13 protein-coding genes are annotated in these 16,076 nt (G+C 70.1%); 10 read left to right on the plus strand and 3 right to left on the minus strand.

Annotated elements, in window-relative coordinates; translation table 11 throughout:
* The first annotated feature begins 6 nt into the window (after positions 1-6).
* From G6N56_RS25880 to G6N56_RS25915, 8 genes are read left to right on the plus strand one after another with little or no spacing between them, the layout of a single operon-like run.
* Positions 7-1,437 carry an MCE family protein gene (locus G6N56_RS25880; protein WP_085255022.1) on the plus strand — a complete coding sequence of 477 codons (1,431 nt, stop codon included), beginning with the start codon at positions 7-9 and terminating at the stop codon, positions 1,435-1,437.
* Positions 1,438-1,469: 32 nt separating this feature from the next.
* Complete coding sequence (locus G6N56_RS25885; protein WP_085255021.1) at positions 1,470-2,498, plus strand: MCE family protein; 1,029 nt, start codon at positions 1,470-1,472, stop codon at positions 2,496-2,498.
* The gene (locus tag G6N56_RS25890) at positions 2,495-3,751 is read left to right on the plus strand and encodes an MCE family protein (protein WP_085255168.1); all 1,257 of its coding nucleotides are present in this window, start codon (positions 2,495-2,497) and stop codon (positions 3,749-3,751) included. The genes G6N56_RS25885 and G6N56_RS25890 overlap by 4 nt, the downstream gene beginning before the upstream one ends.
* Entirely contained in the window at positions 3,748-5,004 is a 1,257-nt protein-coding gene (locus G6N56_RS25895) for an MCE family protein (protein WP_085255020.1), read from the plus strand. The genes G6N56_RS25890 and G6N56_RS25895 overlap by 4 nt, the downstream gene beginning before the upstream one ends.
* Positions 5,001-6,134: a virulence factor Mce family protein gene (locus G6N56_RS25900; RefSeq protein WP_085255019.1), complete on the plus strand. Its 1,134-nt coding sequence runs from the start codon at positions 5,001-5,003 to the stop codon at positions 6,132-6,134. The genes G6N56_RS25895 and G6N56_RS25900 overlap by 4 nt, the downstream gene beginning before the upstream one ends.
* A gap of 1 nt (position 6,135) precedes the next feature.
* Positions 6,136-7,575, plus strand: a complete 1,440-nt coding sequence (locus G6N56_RS25905; RefSeq protein ID WP_085255018.1) for an MCE family protein — start codon at positions 6,136-6,138, stop codon at positions 7,573-7,575.
* On the plus strand, positions 7,545-8,087 hold the full coding sequence (locus tag G6N56_RS25910) for an Rv1363c family protein (protein ID WP_085255017.1): 543 nt from the start codon (positions 7,545-7,547) through the stop codon (positions 8,085-8,087). The genes G6N56_RS25905 and G6N56_RS25910 overlap by 31 nt, the downstream gene beginning before the upstream one ends.
* Complete coding sequence (locus G6N56_RS25915; RefSeq protein ID WP_085255016.1) at positions 8,084-8,629, plus strand: hypothetical protein; 546 nt, start codon at positions 8,084-8,086, stop codon at positions 8,627-8,629. The genes G6N56_RS25910 and G6N56_RS25915 overlap by 4 nt, the downstream gene beginning before the upstream one ends.
* 3 nt (positions 8,630-8,632) lie before the next feature.
* Here the strand turns inward: G6N56_RS25915 and G6N56_RS25920 are convergent, their stop codons facing one another.
* Both G6N56_RS25920 and G6N56_RS25925 read right to left on the minus strand, forming a co-directional pair.
* Complete coding sequence (locus G6N56_RS25920) at positions 8,633-10,879, minus strand: carbon starvation CstA family protein (protein ID WP_408632651.1); 2,247 nt, start codon at positions 10,877-10,879, stop codon at positions 8,633-8,635.
* A gap of 43 nt (positions 10,880-10,922) precedes the next feature.
* Entirely contained in the window at positions 10,923-12,452 is a 1,530-nt protein-coding gene (locus G6N56_RS25925) for an ATP-dependent DNA ligase (protein WP_085255014.1), read from the minus strand.
* A 111-nt stretch (positions 12,453-12,563) separates the two neighbouring features.
* Between G6N56_RS25925 and G6N56_RS25930 the strand changes: the two genes are divergently transcribed.
* The gene (locus G6N56_RS25930; RefSeq protein WP_085255013.1) at positions 12,564-13,322 is read left to right on the plus strand and encodes an SDR family NAD(P)-dependent oxidoreductase; all 759 of its coding nucleotides are present in this window, start codon (positions 12,564-12,566) and stop codon (positions 13,320-13,322) included.
* A 106-nt stretch (positions 13,323-13,428) separates the two neighbouring features.
* Positions 13,429-15,606: an acyl-CoA dehydrogenase family protein gene (locus tag G6N56_RS25935; protein ID WP_085255012.1), complete on the plus strand. Its 2,178-nt coding sequence runs from the start codon at positions 13,429-13,431 to the stop codon at positions 15,604-15,606.
* Between the two features lie 101 nt (positions 15,607-15,707).
* Here G6N56_RS25935 and G6N56_RS25940 read toward each other — a convergent pair whose 3' ends face one another.
* Positions 15,708-16,052, minus strand: coding sequence for a Zn-ribbon domain-containing OB-fold protein (locus G6N56_RS25940; RefSeq protein ID WP_232069156.1), 345 nt, complete (start codon positions 16,050-16,052; stop codon positions 15,708-15,710).
* Positions 16,053-16,076: the final 24 nt, after the last annotated feature.

Genomic DNA, 16,076 nt, shown 5'->3' on the forward strand with positions numbered 1-16,076 from the left:
GCGGACATGTCGGAATCGCGCTCGGAGGGCCTGCATCCCGCGTGGTGGACGCTCATCCTGGTCGTCGCCAGCGTCGGCGTCGTCGGGCTGACGTCCGCCCTGTTCTCCGGTTCGTTCAAGTCGTATGTGCCGGTGACGGTCACGTCGGACCGGGCCGGCCTCGTCATGGACCGCGGCGGCAGGGTCAAGATGCGCGGCGTGCAGGTGGGCCGGGTCGCCCAGGTCACCACCGGCAAGGACCGGGTGACGCTCCGGCTGGACCTCTATCCGGGCCAGGTGGGATTCATTCCGGCCAACGTGGGAGCGCGCATCCGCGCTACCACGTTCTTCAGCGCCAAATACGTCGACCTGGTCTACCCGAGCCGGCCCAGTCCGAAGCGCCTGGCCGCCGGGGCCGTCATCGGGGTCGACAGCGTCGGCACCGAGGTGAACACCCTGTTCGCCACCCTTGTCGGCGTCCTCGACGAGATCGACCCGGCCAAGCTCCAGGGTGTGCTTTCCGCGCTGGCCGACGGCCTGCGCGGCCAGGGCGCCGCCCTCGGGACGGGCATCACCGACACCGTGGAGGTGCTGCGCGCGATCAATCCCCGCGCCGACACCGTCCGCGCGGACATCCGGGCGGTCAAGGGCGCCGGCGACACCTATGGCGCTGCCGCGCAGGACATCCTGCGGGTGCTCGATGCCGCGAGCGTCACCGCCGGCACGGTCAGCGCCGACTCGCCCGCGCTGGACTCGCTGCTCTCCGGGGTCGTCGGCCTTTCGCGTAGTGGCATCGCACTCGTCGGGCCCAACAGGGACGACCTCGTCCGGGCGGTGAATCTGCTCGATCCGACGACCAGCCTGCTGATGAAATACAACCCCGAGCTGACCTGCATGCTGGTCGGCGCCAAGACGGCGCTGGACACCGGGTGGCGGGACGCGATGGGTGGCGCCAACGGGTACTCGCTGATCGTCGACAGCACACCGTTATTCGGGCCGGACCAATACCGGTTTCCCCAGAACCTTCCGATCGTGGGCGCCAAGGGTGGTCCCGGCGGCCGGCCGGGTTGCGGGTCACTGCCGGACGTTGCCGCGAATTGGCCACTGCGCCAGTTGATCACGGATACCGGCTGGGGGACGGGCCTGGACATCCGGCCCAACCCCGGCATCGCCTTCCCCGGATACGCCGACTACTTGCCCGTCACCCGGGGGATTCCAGAACCGCCCAGCATCCGGTATCCCGGCGGCCCCGCGCCCGGGCCGATCCCGTACCCGGGCGCGCCTCCGTACGGTGCCCCGCAGTACGCCGCGGACGGGACACCCCTGTACCCCGGACTGCCCCCGGCGCCACCGCCGGGCGCGCCACCCGAACCGGGGTCCCCGCCACCGGGATCCGAGCCGGCCGTGATCCCGGCCCCCGCACAGCTACAGCCCACCCCCGCGCCACCGCCGCCCTGACGAGCCACCGACCCACGCGACCAGGAGTCACCATGAGGGAGAACCTGCCCGGCGCCATCTGGCGCCTGGCCGTCTTCATGGTGGTGTGCACCCTCGGCCTGATCGCCATGCTGGCGATCTTCGCCCAACTGCGGTTCGGCAACGAGCTGCCGTACAAGGCGCGGTTCAGCAACGTGTCCGGGCTCGAGGCCGGCAACTTCGTCCGCATCGCGGGCGTCGAGGTCGGCAAGGTGAACAAGATCTCGATCCAGGACGACGGCACGGCCGTCGTCGACTTCAGCGCCGACAACACCGTCGTGTTGACCGAGGGCAGCAAGGCGGTCATCCGCTACCAGAACCTGATCGGCGGGCGTTACCTGGCGCTGCAAGACGGCGCCGGGGGCACCAGGCAAGTGCGGCCGGGCGACACCATTCCGCTATCCCGGACCTCGCCCGCGCTGGACCTGGACGCACTCATCGGCGGGTTCCGGCCGTTGTTTCATGCGTTGGACCCCAACCAGATCAACGCGTTGTCCGGCGAGCTGATCAAGGCGTTCCAGGGCGAGGGCGCCACCATCGGCTCCGTCCTGGCGCGCACCGCCGCGCTGACCAACACGCTCGCGGACCGGGATCGGTTGATCGGGCAGGTCATCGTCAATCTCAACACCGTGCTCGGCTCGCTCGGGGACCAGAGCACCCAGTTCGCCAAGAGCGTCGATTCGCTGGCCCAGCTGCTGGCCACGCTGGCCGACCGCAAGCGGGACATCGCCAACGGGCTCGCCTACGCCAACGCCGCGGCCGGCTCCATCGCCGACCTCCTCGCGAAAGGCCGTGCGCCGCTCGCGAAGATCCTCCACGAGGGTGACCGCGCCGGCGACCTCATCCTGGCCGACCGCGACTACTTCGACGACTTCCTCAACACCCTGCCGGACGCCTACCAGATGCTGAACCGGCAGGGCCTCTACGGCGACTTCTTCAGCTTCTACCTGTGTGAATTGCTGTTCAAGGTGAATGGCAAAGGCGGGCAACCGGTTTACGTCAAGGTGATCGGGCAGCCCTCGGGGAGGTGCACGCCGCGATGAAGTATTTCGCCGAACGCAACCCGCTTATCGTCGGCGCGATCGGTGTCGTGGTGGTCGGCGGGGTGGTGGCGGCGTCGCTGACCTACAGCAAGCTGCCGTTCTTCACATCGGAAAGACAGTACTCGGCGTATTTCGCCGACGCCGGCGGCCTGTTGACCGGTGCCGCCGTGCAGGTTTCGGGTTACAAGGCGGGCACGGTGAACACCATTGAGCTCGACGGACCGCGGGTGCTGGTGAAGTTCGGGGTCGACAAGCACATCCGGCTCGGGGATCGGACCGAGGCGTCGATCAAGACGAAGAGCCTGCTGGGCGCCAAGATCCTCGAGGTCACCGCCCGCGGCGACGGCCGGCTGCCCGGCCCGATCCCACTCGGGCGCACGCACTCGCCCTATCAGCTTCCCGACGCGCTCGGTGACCTCGGGGCCGCCATCAGCGGCCTGGACACCAACCGGTTGTCCGAATCCCTGGCCGTGCTGGCGGACACCTTTTCCGACACCCCGGCCGACCTGAGGATCGCGGTGGCCGGCGTCGCGCGGTTTTCGCAGACCTTGAGTGACCGGGACACGCAACTGCGAAACCTGTTGAGCAACGCCAATAAAGCGACCGCGGTGCTGGCCGAGCGCAGCGACCAGATAGCCCGATTGGTCAGCGACAGCAACGCGCTGCTCGTGCAATTGCAGGGCCAGAGCGGCGCGCTGGACCAGATCTCCGGCAACATCGAGGCGGTGAGCCGGCAGATCAAGGGGCTCATCGCCGACAACCGGCAAACCCTCAAACCGACACTCGACAAGCTCGACGAGGTCCTGGCGATAGTCGACAACCGCAAGGAGCGCCTGCGACAGGCGATCAAGAAGTTCGACGACTACGCGCTGTCCCTCGGCGAATCGATGTCCGCGGGACCGTGGTTCAACTTCTACATCGCCAACCTGATCCCCGGGCAGTTCATCCAGCCCTTCGTCGACGCCGCGTTCTCCGACCTGGGTCTGGACCCGAACGTGCTACTGCCGTCGCAACTCACCGACCCGCAGGTCGGTCAGCCGGGAACGCCGGCACTGCCCGTGCCGTTCCCCCGTACCGGTCAGGGCGGCGAGCCGCGGCTGAACCTCCCGGACGCGATCACCGGCAAGCCGGGTGACCCCCGCTACCCGTACCGCGAGCCGCCCCCCGCACCGCCGCCGGGCGGCCCGCCCCCGGGACCGCCGCCGCTGCCCGCCGCGCAGCCGGCACCCGCGCCCGAGGGCGGCGAAAGGTGAACCGCGGCAACGCGCGAATCGGCCTCGCCGCCGTGCTGGCGCTGAGCTTGATCGCCGGGATCGCCGCGCTTTGGCACTCGTCGGGAGCGAACCGCGCGACGACGGTGGTCGCCTACTTCGCCAACAGCAACGGCATCTTCGTGGGCGACGAAGTGCGCATCCTGGGGGTGGCCGTCGGGAGGATCGGCAGAATCGAGCCGCAACCCGAGCGCGTCAAGATCACCTTTTCCTACGCCGCCAAATACCCGGTGCCCGCCGACGCCATGGCCGTGATTCTGTCGCCCTCGCTGGTCACCTCGCGGGCCATTCAGCTGACGCCCGCCTACACCGGCGGTCCGCAGCTGCGCGACGGCGCCGTCATTCCGCAGGCCCGCACCGCGGTACCGGTCGAGTGGGACGACCTGCGCCAGGACCTGCAGAAGCTCACGCAGATGCTGCAGCCCACCCAAGGTGGCCTGAGCCCCCTGGGGTCGCTCGTGACCACCGCCGCGAACAATTTGCGCGGTCAGGGCGTGACCATCCGGGACACCATCGTCAAGCTCTCCGAGGCGGTTTCGGCGCTCGGCGACCACAGCAGCGATCTGTTCAGCACGGTCAGGAACCTGTCGATCCTGGTCTCGGCGCTCCAGAGCAGCGGTGACCTGATGCGACAGCTCAACCAGAACCTGGCCTCGGTGACCGGACTGCTGGCCAACGACCCGAACGAGGTCGCCAACGCGGTCACGGCGCTGGCCGACGTCGTCGGCGACGTCCGGAGCTTCGTGGCCGACAACAGGGAGGCGCTGGGCACCACCTCGGACCGGCTGGCGTCGGTGTCGACGGCGCTCAACAACAGCCTCGACGACGTCAGGCAGGCGCTGCACATCGCGCCCACCGAGCTGCAGAACTTCATGAACATCTACCAGCCCGCGCAGGGCACGCTGAGCGGCGCGCCGGCGTTCGCCAACTTCGCCAACCCGGTGGCGTTCCTGTGCGGGGCGATACAGGCCGCGTCGCGTCTGGGCTGGGACCAGTCGGCCAAGCTGTGCGTGCAATATCTGGCGCCGATCATCAAGAATCGTCAGTACAACTTCCCGCCGCTGGGGGAGAACCTGGTGGTCGGCGCGACGGCGCGGCCGAACGAGGTGACTTACAGCGAGGATTGGATGCGGCCGGATTATGTTCCGCCGCAACCAGACCCGTCCGTGGTGCATCCGGCCAATCCCGCCGACGGCCTGCGCGGCCTGCTGCTGCCGACCGGGGACGGATCGTGACGCGCCGGCGGCACGTCGCCCTGGGCCTGCTGGCGGCGCTGGTGGTGGTCGCACCGGCCGGCTGCGGCTGGCGGGGCCTGAACTCGGTGGCGTTGCCGGGAACCGCCGGGCGCGGTCCCGGCTCGTTCACGATTCAGGCGCAGCTCCCCGACGTGGGCACCCTCGAGCAGAACTCCCGCGTGCAGGTCGGCGACGTCACGGTGGGCAACGTCAGCAGGATCGAGCGGCAGGGCTGGCATGCGCTGCTGACGCTCCGGCTCGACGGTGACGTCGACCTGCCGGCCAACGCGGCGGCGACGATCGGCCAGACCAGCCTGCTGGGCTCGCTGCACGTCGAGCTGGCCGCGCCCACCGGCGTCCCGCCCCGCGGCAGATTGAGGGAGGGGTCGCTGATTCCTCTGTCGTCGGCCGGCACCTACCCCTCGACCGAGCAGACGCTCGCCGCAATCTCCCTGTTGCTCAACGGGGGTGGGATCGGGCAGATCCAGGACATCACCCAGTCGCTGAGCACCGCGCTGGCCGGCCGCGCCGATGACCTGCGCGGCCTGATCGCCCAGCTCGACGAGTTCACCGGCCACGTCACCGACCAGACCGACGACATCGTCGCCGCGGCCGAGAGCCTCAACAACCTGGTCGGCCAGTTCGCGGACCAGAAGCCGGTGGTGGACCGCGCGTTGCGGACCATCCCGGCCGCGCTGCACACCCTGGCCGACGAGCGGCAGACGCTCGTCGAGGCGCTCGACCAGTTCGGCAAATTCAGTGCGCTGGTTGCCGATTCGGTGCGCCAGACCAAAGACACCCTGGTCAAGGAACTGAAGGACCTGGCGCCGGTGCTCGAATCACTGGCCAACGCCGGTCCCGCCATGACCCGCGCCCTGAGCCTGCTCGCCACCTATCCGTTCCCCAAGGAGACCATCAGCAAGTGGGCGCGGGGGGACTACGCGAACCTGACCGCCATCATCGACCTCACGCTGAGCCGGCTCGACGCGTCCTTCCTCACCGGCACCCGGTTCGAGGGCAACCTGACCGAGCTGGAGCTGCAGTGGGGCCGCACGATCGGCCAGATGCCCAGCCCCTACACCGCCGGCAATCCGCTTGTCGTGCCGTATCACTGGGATCAAGGGCGCTGACATGCCGCCTCTGCCTCGACGAATCCTCATCCAGCTGGCGATCTTCGTGATCGTCGCGCTGGTCGGCGGCGCCGTGATGGTGTTCGGCTACATTCAGCTCCCCGCGATGTTCGGCATCGGGCGTTATCGGGTCACCGTCGAGCTGCCCCGGGCCGCCGGCCTGTATCCGAGCGGTAACGTCACCTATCGGGGGACCGAGGTCGGCCGCGTCGACAGCGTTCGTCTCACCGACACCGGCGTGGCGGCGGTGCTCTCGCTGAAGTCGGGCGTCGACATCCCGTCGGACCTCGATGCCGAGGTACACAGTCAGTCGGCGGTGGGCGAGCAGTATGTTGCGTTGCTGCCGCGCAGGGCCTCCCCGCCGCTGCGGGACGGCGACGTGATCCGCGGCGACCGGGTGTCGGTGCCGCCCGACCTGGACACGATGCTGGACGCGGCGAACCGGGGCCTCGAGTCGGTCCCGCGGGAGGACCTCAAGACCGTCGTCGACGAGGCCTCCGCCGCCGTCGGCGGGCTCGGGCCGGACATCTCCCGGCTCGTGGCCGGCGCGAGCGCGTTGTCCGCGGACGCCCGCAAGAACCTGGATTCGCTGCTCACGCTCATCGATCGGTCGCGGCCGGTGCTGGATACGCAGGCCGATTCGCCTGATGCCGTACGCGCGTGGGCCGCGCACCTGGCCGACGTGGCGGGCGGGCTGCGGAACAGCGACACCGCGGTCCACACCGTGCTGGAGCAAGGCGGGGCCGCCGTCGGCGAGGCGCGCCAGCTGCTGGACCGGCTGAATCCGACGCTGCCTGTCCTGCTCGCCAACGTGATCGGCGTCGGGCAGGTCGCGTTGACTTATCACGCCGGCCTGGAGCAGTTGCTGGTGCTGCTGCCCCAGGCGGTGGCGACGATCCAGGCGATCAACGTCCCGAACCGGAACACCAAGCAGGGCTACAAGGGCGCGTTCCTGAGCTTCAACCTGCGCCTGAACCTGCCGCCGCCGTGTCTCACCGGCTTCCTGCCGGCCCAGCAGCAGCGGGTGCCGTCGTGGGAGGACCACCCGGACCGCCCGGCCGGCGACCTGTATTGCCGGGTGCCGCAGGACTCTGCGCAAAACGTCCGCGGCGTACGCAACACGCCGTGCGTGGGCCGCCCCGGGAAGCGCGCGCCGACGGCGCAGATGTGCAACGGCGACGACAGCTACGTGCCGCTCAATGACGGATACAACTGGAAGGGCGACCCGAACGCCACGCTGTCCGGTCAGCCCGTCCCGCAGCCTCGTTCGGCGGCCCCGCCCACCCCGGGCCCCGAACCGCTGCCGATCGCGGCCGCCGAGTACGACCCGGCCACCGGCACCTACGTCGGCCCGGACGGGCACGTCTACACCCAATCCGACCTGGCCGCACCCGGCGGAAAGGAGCACACATGGCAGACGATGTTGCTGCCGCCGAATTGACCGGCGGCGCAGCGCAAGTCGACGGCGACTCGGCCGTCAACGGCCGCATGTTGGTCATCGGGGCCGTGATCGTGCTGGCGCTGACCGGCCTCGTCGGGTGGGTCGGGCTGCGAGCGCATCAAGCGCACCAGGCCCAGGAGCGGCGGGCGCTCTTTCTGCAGGCCGCTCGCGAGGGCGCGCTGAACCTCACCACGATGGACTTCCGGGAAGCCGACGCCGACGTGCAACGCATCTTGAACGGGGCGACCGGCTCGCTGTACGACAGCTTCGCCAAGCGTTCGCAGCCCTTCGTCGAGGTGCTGATGCGGACCCAGTCGAAGTCCGTCGGCACGATCACCGAAGCGGGCGTCGAATCCCAATCCGGCGACCGGGCGGAGGTTCTGGTCACGGTCATCGTGCACACGTCGAACGCCGTCGCGGCCCAGCCGGAGCCGCACGCCTGGCGGATGCGGCTGTCCCTGCAGAAAGTCGGCGGCGTGCCGAAGGTGTCGAACGTCGAGTTCGTCCCATGACCGGGCGGCCGGATGTCGAGGAAACCGTTGAGCCGGTCGAGGACCGGCCAGCGCGCCGACTCGGTTGGTCGCGCGCGCTGGCCCGCGGCGTGCTGCCCGGACTGGCGTTGCTGCTCGCGGCGATGGCCGGCTTCCTCAAGTGGCAGGGCTCGTCGGCCGCCGACGCCGACCGCGGACGCACCGAGGCGACCCAGGCGGCGCGGGATGCCACCGTCGCACTGCTGACTTACCGGCCCGACACGGTCGAGCGCGACTTGGGCGCCGCGCGCGACCGGCTGACGGGCCGGTTCGCCCAGGCCTACGCGGCGCTGGCCCGCGACGTCGTCATTCCCGGTGCGAAGCAGAAGCACATTTCCGCGGTGGCGACCGTCCAGTCCGCGGCGGCGGTGCAGGCGGGACCCGACCACGGGGTGGTGCTTTTGTTCGTCAACCAGACGACGATCGTCGGAACCGACGTGCCCGCTTACACGGCGTCGAGCGTCCGAGTCACCTTGGACAGGGTCGGCGGGCGGTGGCTGGTCTCCGGGTTCGATCCGGTCTGATCGTCAATCCTTGTTCGCGGCAACGGGTTTGGCCGCATCCCACTGCCGCTGCACCTCGCGTTCGCTGGCCGTGGGAAGCAGGCCTGACGGCGCGAAGAACCGCGACGGTACCGGCTCGGCCTCGGTCAGGGGACGCCCTCCACCCCGAATCGCGCTGTAGGCCACCAGGATTCCGACGACCACCACGATGACGACGACCAGCGCGAACGCGACCGAGAGGGTGCCCTGGATGAAGGTGTTCCGGATCACCTCGTCGATCTGATGGACGTTCTTTGCCGAGCCGAACGCCGTCTTACCCGCGTGTTTGGCCGCCAGGTACTGATGGTGCTGGGTCCAGTAGCCGACGGCCGGATCCGCGGAGAAGATCTTCTGCCACGACGCCGTCAGGGTCACCGCCAGGTCCCACAGCAGCGGAACGCCGGGGATCCACGCCCACCGCAGCAGGCCCTTCTTGACGACGATCACGGTGATGACCGTCAGCGCGATGGCCGCGAGCAGCTGGTTGGCGATGCCGAACAGCGGGAAGAGCGTGTTGATGCCGCCCAGCGGATCGGTGACGCCCATCAGCAGGATGCTGCCCCACGCCGCCGCCACCACGAGGCTGCAGGTCCAGACGCCCGGGCGCCAGCTGGGGTTGCGCAGCTTGGCCAGCGGACCGCCCAGGTTGCCCAGCGTGTCCGACAGCATGAACCGGGCGACGCGGGTGCCCGCGTCGACGGCGGTCAGGATGAACAGCGCCTCGAACATGATCGCGAAGTGGTACCAGAACGCTCGGAGGCCCGCGCCGCCGAACACCCGCTGCAGCACCTCGGACATGCCGACGGCCAGCGTCGGGGCTCCGCCGGTGCGCGACACGATCGACTTCTCGCCCACGCCGGCGGCGGCCTGGTTGAGTTGATCGGCGGTGGCCGGGCCGCCGGACAACCCGAGCCCGTTGACGTAATGCGCTGCGGTGGCCGCGGTGCCGCCGGTCTGCGCGGCCGGGGCGTTGAGGGCGAAGTACAGGTGCTGGTCGAGGATGGCCGCGCTGATCAGCGCCATGATGGCGACGAACGACTCGGTGAGCATCCCGCCGTAGCCGATCAGCCGCATCTGGCTTTCCTTCTCCAGCAGCTTCGGCGTGGTGCCCGACGAGATCAGCGCGTGGAATCCGGACAGGGCGCCGCAGGCGATGGTGATGAACAGGAACGGGAACAGCGAGCCGGGGAACACCGGCCCGTCGCCGGCGGCGGCGAACCGCGACACGGCCGGCGCTTCGATGACGGGCCTGGCGAGGCAGATGCCGACCGTCAGCAGAGCGATGGCGCCGACCTTCATGAACGTCGACAGGTAGTCGCGCGGCGCGAGCAGCAGCCACACCGGCAGTACCGACGCCACGAACCCGTACCCGATGATCAGCCAGGACACCGTGACCGGCGAGAGGTTCAACCATGAGGCGCCCCATGATGTTTCACCCACCCAGCTGCCCGCGGCGACGGCGATCAGCAGCAGCGCGAAGCCGATGACCGACACCTCGCCCACCCGGCCGGGCCGCAGGTAGCGCAGGTAGCAGCCCATGAAGAGGGCGATCGGGATCGTCATGGCGATGGAGAACACGCCCCACGGGCTCTGCGCCAGCCCGCGGACGACCACGAGCGCCAGCACCGCGATGATGATCACCATGATGACGAACGCGCCGAGCAGGGCGGCGGCGCCGCCGGTGGCGCCGAGCTCGTCGCGGGCCATCTGACCCAGGGAGCGTCCGCGCCGCCGGGTGGAGATCCACAACACCAGGTAGTCCTGGACGGCCCCGGCGAACACCGCCCCGAGGACGATCCAGATGGTGCACGGCAGGTAGCCCATCTGCGCTGCCAGCACCGGGCCCACCAGCGGACCGGCCCCGGCGATGGCGGCGAAGTGATGCCCGAAGAGCACCCGCCGGTCGGTCGGCACGTAGTCGGTCCCGTCGTCCAGCACCTCCGCCGGGGTGGCGTGGTCGTCGCGCGGGCGGACGATCTTCGCCTCGATCAGCCGCGCGTAGAACCGGAACCCGATGATGTAGGTGCAGACGGCGGCGACCACCAGCCATACCGCGTTGACGGTCTCGCCCCGCGTCAACGCGATGACGGCCCAGGCGGCGGCGCCGATGACGGCGATGATCCCGAAGATTGCCTTGTGCCGCGCGGTGATGGGGGAGCGGTCGACGATCGCGACGGGCGGCAGGGTTTCGTCGGTGCGGACATAGCTGACGTGTTCGTGCTGCGCTGTCACGCTCAAAACCCTACGACGACCCGGCCGCCGCCGCGCGAATGTTTCAGTACAGGCGACGGACGTTGTCGATCGTGTCCACCTCGGCGGGGCCCTTGTCGTCGCGGTAGCGCACCACGCGGGCGAACCGTAGCGCCAGTCCGCCCGGGTACCGCGACGACTTCTGCACTCCGTCCAGGGCCACTTCGACCACCTGCTCCGGTCGCAGCCGCACCACGTAGCCGTCGGTCGGGCCGGCGGCGAGTTCGGTGAACCGGGCGGTCTGCCAGACCAGCATCGCATCGGTCATGCCCTTGAAAGTCTTTCCCACCATGACGAATTCGCCGGTGTCCGGATCGCGCGCACCGAGGTGGATGTTGGAGAGTTTTCCGCGGCGGCGGCCCGATCCCCACTCCACGGCCAGCACCACCAGATCCAGCGTGTGCACCGGCTTGACCTTCAGCCAGCCCGCGCCGCGGCGGCCCGCCTGATACGGGCTCGCCGGCGCCTTGGCCATCACCCCCTCGTGGCCGGCGGCCAGCGTCGCGTCCAGGAAGGCGGCGGCCCGGGCGGGGTCGGAGGTGACCAGCCGGTCGACCCGGTGCGCGGGCGGCACCAGCTCGTCCAGCGCGGCCAGCCGGTCGGTGGTCGGCGCGTCGAGCAGGTCGACACCGTCGCGGTGCAGAAGGTCGAAGAAGAACACCGAAAGTGGCTGGTTCGCAACGGCCCCCGCCACATCGACCGATCGGCCGAACCGCGACGCGGTGACCTGGAACCGGTGTGGGCGGTTGTCGGGCTGCAGCGCGATCGCCTCGCCATCGGCGATCAGGGTCTCCACCGGGAGTGCCAGCGTCGCCCGGACGACCTCGGGCAGCCGGGCGGTGACGTCGTCGAGGCTGCGGGTGTAGACGGTCACCTCGTCACCGGCCCGGTGGATCTGCACCCGCGCGCCGTCCAGCTTCGCCTCGAGAATCGTTGCGCCGCCGTGGCGTTCGAGCGCCTCGGCGGCACTCGCCGCCGTCTGCGCCAGCATCGGCCCGACGGGCCGGCCCACCCGCAGCGTGAACGCGTCCAGCGCGCCGGCCCCGCCGCCCAGGGCGGCGGCCGCCACGGCGGGCAGGTCCCCGCCCAGCATCGCCGCGCGCTGGACGGTCGCGGCGGGGATCGCGCCGGCCTTCGCCACCGCGTCGGCCATGATCCCGCCCAGCGCGCCCTGGCGCAGTTCGCCGCCGAGCAGCCTGGTCAGGAACGTCTGCTCGAGTTCGGTCGCGGCGGCGAACAAGGCGGCCAGGAGGTCGGCGCGGCGGGCCTGTGATCCCTTGCCGGAGACGGCGCCGATTTCGGAGAAGGCCGCGTCGACCGCGGTGACCGTGAGCGCCGGCACCGAGGCGGGCGGCGGACGGGAGCGCAGCGACGCCCATCCGACACCGATCTGGCGTTGCCGCAGCTCGCCGGACAGCCACGACACCACCGTCGTGACCACGCCGGGTTCCTGGGCGGCCCGGCGCAGCAGGTCGGCGATGCGGGCGACCTTGGCCAGGCGAGACGAGGTGCCGCCCACTTCGGCCGAGGTGGTCGCCACGTCGATGAGGAGCACGGAGCCAGCTTGACACGGCTCGCCGACAAGCCTCCGCGACGGACGCGCTAACGTGCCCACGTAACGTTACAGTTTCCAGGAATTCTGGCACGCCACAAAGGAGAGGTCCGGATGGAGATCAACGGGAAGAAGGTCGTCATCATCGGCGGCGCATCGGGGATGGGCCGCGCCACCGCCGAGCTGCTCACCGAGCGCGGCGCCGAGGTGGCGGTGCTGGACCGGCAGAATTCCGACGGCAAGACCGTGGCCGAGGCGATCGGCGGGGCGTTCTACCCGGTTGACGTCACGGACTTCACCGGAACCGAGGACACCCTGCAGACCGCGGTCGACAATCTCGGCGGCCTGCACGTGGTGGTCACCACCGCGGGCGGCGGCATCGCCAAGCGCACCCTGACCAAGTCCGGCCCGCACGACCTCGAGTCCTTCCAGTCCGTGATCGACCTCAATCTCATCGCCACTTTCAACATCAGCCGGCTGGCGGCGGCGCACATGGCCAAGAACGAACCCGAGGACGAGGAGCGGGGCGTCATCATCAACACCGCGTCGATCGCCGCCTTCGAGGGCCAGATCGGGCAGGTCGCCTACACCGCGGCCAAGGCCGCGATAGCCGGGATGTGCCTCACCATGGCCCGCGACCTGGGCTCGATGGGCATCCGGGTGCTGGCGATCGCGCCGAGCCTGTTTCTCACCGGGCTGACCGCCATGGTGCCCGACGAGATGGCGGCGACCCTGACCCGCGACGCCGCCTTCCCCAAGCGGATGGGCCGGCCGATCGAGTACGCGAAGCTGGCGGCGGCCATCGTCGACAACCCGATGCTCAACGGCCAGTGCATCCGGCTGGACGCCGGGCAGCGGTTCGCGCCCAAGTAGCACCACCCGGGCCCGCGCCCTCCTCGCATTAAGTACACTCTTTAGCCAGCCGCCCCGCTTCCCCTCGAAGCGGGGCAGGCACCCAGCCCGCAGCGAGGAGGGCCCCATGGGCATCGCACTGACCGACGACCATCGCGAACTCGCCGAGGTGGCCCGTTCGTTCTTGACTTCGCAGAAGGCGCGCTGGGCGGCGCGGTCGCTGCTCGACGCGCCGGAGGAGGGCCGGCCGGGGTTCTGGCAGCAGCTGGCCGAGCTGGGCTGGCTCGGCCTGCACATCGACGAGGAGCACGGCGGCTCGGGCTACGGCCTGCCCGAACTGGTGGTCGTGATCGAGGAACTCGGGCGCGCGGTGGCCCCGGGACCATTCGTGCCGACCGTCATCGTGTCGGCTGCGATCGCGAAAAACGGTACCCCCGAACAGAAGTCGCGGCTGCTGCCCGGACTGATCGACGGCACCGTTACCGCCGGAGTCGGACTCGACGGCCGGGTGCGGGTGTCCGGCGGTGTCGCCGACGGCGAGGCCGGCATTGTGCTGGGTGCCGGGCTCGCCGACCTGTTGCTGGTGGCCGCCGGCGAGGACATCCTGCTGGTGGACCGCGGCCGCGCCGGGGTGTCGGTGGACGTGCCGGACAACTTCGACCCCACGCGGCGGTCCGGACGCGTCCGGCTGAGCAACGTGACCGTGGTTGCCGACGACATCGTGCCGGGCGCCCGGGAATCCGCGCTGGCGCTGGCGCGGACGCTGCTGGCCGCCGAGGCGGTGGGCGGGGCGTCCGACTGCGTGGACGCCGCGGTCGACTACGCGAAGGTGCGCCGGCAATTCGGCCGGACGATCGCGACTTTCCAAGCGGTGAAGCATCATTGCGCCAACATGCTGGTCGCCGCCGAGTCCGGGATCGCCGCGGTGTGGGACGCCTCGCGGGCGGCGGCCGAGGACTCGTCGACGGACGAGGCCCAGTTCCGGCTGGCCGCCGCGGTGGCCGCCGCGCTGGCGTTCCCGGCGTACGCGCGCAACGCCGAGCTCAATATTCAGGTGCATGGCGGCATCGGCTTCACCTGGGAACACGACGCGCACCTGCACCTGCGCCGCGCGCTGGTGGTGGCGGCCTTGTTCGGCGGGGACGCGCCGGCCCGTGACGTCTTCGAGCGCACCGCGGCGGGCGCCACCCGGGAGAACAGCCTTGACCTGCCGCCCGAGGCGGAAGAACTGCGCACCCGGATCCGCGCCGACGCCGCGGAGATCGCCGCGCTGGACCGCAGCGCCCAGCGCGACAAGCTGATCGAGACGGGCTATGTGATGCCGCACTGGCCCAAACCGTGGGGTCGGGCGGCCGATGCCGTCGAGCAGCTGGTGATCGAGGAGGAGTTCCGCACGGCGGGCATCAAGCGGCCCGACTACTCCATCACCGGGTGGGTGATCCTGACGCTCATCCAGCACGGAACCGACTGGCAGATAGAACGTTTCGTCGAAAAGGCGCTGCGCCAGGAGGAGATCTGGTGCCAGCTGTTCTCCGAACCGGAGGCCGGCTCGGACGCCGCCTCGGTCAAGACCCGCGCCACGCGGGTGGACGGCGGCTGGAAGATCAACGGGCAGAAGGTGTGGACCAGCGGGGCGCAGTACTGCAGCCGCGGCCTGGCGACCGTGCGCACCGACCCGGAGGCGCCCAAGCACGCGGGCATCACCACCGTGATCATCGACATGAAGGGCCCAGGGGTCGAGGTGCGGCCGCTGCGGCAGATCACCGGCGGCTCGGAATTCAACGAGGTGTTCTTCAACGACGTCTTCGTTCCCGACGAGGATGTCGTCGGCGCTCCCAACTCCGGCTGGACGGTGGCGCGGGCGACGCTCGGCAACGAGCGGGTGAGCATCGGTGGCAGCGGCTCGTTCTACGAGGGCCTGGCGGCGCGCCTCGTGCAGCTGACCCGGCAGAACCGAGACCGACTGGCGGGTGCCGAGATTCGCGTCGGCTACTACCTCGCCGAGGACCACGCGCTGCGCCTGCTGAACCTGCGCCGCGCGGCCCGCAGCGTCGAAGGCGCGGGCCCCGGACCGGAGGGCAACATCACCAAGCTCAAGCTGGCCGAGCACATGATCGAGGGCGGCGCGATCACCGCGGCGCTGCTCGGGCCGGAGGTGGCGCTGCTCGACGGGCCGGGTGCGCTGGCCGGCCGGATGATGATGGGCTCGCGCGGCATGGCGATCGCCGGGGGCACCTCGGAGGTCACCCGCAACCAGATCGCCGAACGGATACTGGGCATGCCGCGCGACCCGCTGATCAACTAGGTCCCCTTCTGCCGGCGAGCGACCGTGTTCGTACAGCAACACGCCGTGCGGGCCGACATTATGCGGCCGCTCGCGGCCGGAGGGGAGAGGTCAAGCCCTGCTCAGGCCGGGGCGAACTGCGGGGCCCCGCCGCTGCCCGGCTCGGGCCGCAGGGTGACGGCCATCCCGCACGTCACCGATTCCGGTTCGCAGCCAACGATATTGGCCGCCACCCGCAGGCCGTTCTGCTCGGCGAGCTCCACGATGGCGATCACGTACGGAAGCGGGATCTCCGGGTTGTAGGGGTGGTGGTTGACCGTGTAGGTGAAGACCGTGCCCCGGCCGGTGACCGGGCGCTGCACCAGCGCGCCGCCGCATTCGCGGCATTCGCCGGCCGCCGGATGGACCCACTTGGCGCAGGCGCCGCAATGCTCGATGAGCAACTGAGACGTCGGCTCGGCTGACACGACCAATACAGTACACTCTATTGG

It is taken from the genome of Mycobacterium saskatchewanense (assembly GCF_010729105.1).
Taxonomy (GTDB): domain Bacteria; phylum Actinomycetota; class Actinomycetes; order Mycobacteriales; family Mycobacteriaceae; genus Mycobacterium; species Mycobacterium saskatchewanense.

Bases quoted from the DNA above. Each gene is read 5' to 3' on its own strand.
- G6N56_RS25905 (WP_085255018.1), top strand. From the start codon at position 6,136: ATGCCGCCTCTGCCTCGACGAATCCTCATCCAGCTGGCGATCTTCGTG.
- G6N56_RS25880 (WP_085255022.1), top strand. From the start codon at position 7: ATGTCGGAATCGCGCTCGGAGGGCCTGCATCCCGCGTGGTGGACGCTC.
- G6N56_RS25885 (WP_085255021.1), top strand. From the start codon at position 1,470: ATGAGGGAGAACCTGCCCGGCGCCATCTGGCGCCTGGCCGTCTTCATG.
- G6N56_RS25910 (WP_085255017.1), top strand. From the start codon at position 7,545: ATGGCAGACGATGTTGCTGCCGCCGAATTGACCGGCGGCGCAGCGCAA.
- G6N56_RS25930 (WP_085255013.1), top strand. From the start codon at position 12,564: ATGGAGATCAACGGGAAGAAGGTCGTCATCATCGGCGGCGCATCGGGG.
- G6N56_RS25915 (WP_085255016.1), top strand. From the start codon at position 8,084: ATGACCGGGCGGCCGGATGTCGAGGAAACCGTTGAGCCGGTCGAGGAC.
- G6N56_RS25935 (WP_085255012.1), top strand. From the start codon at position 13,429: ATGGGCATCGCACTGACCGACGACCATCGCGAACTCGCCGAGGTGGCC.
- G6N56_RS25890 (WP_085255168.1), top strand. From the start codon at position 2,495: ATGAAGTATTTCGCCGAACGCAACCCGCTTATCGTCGGCGCGATCGGT.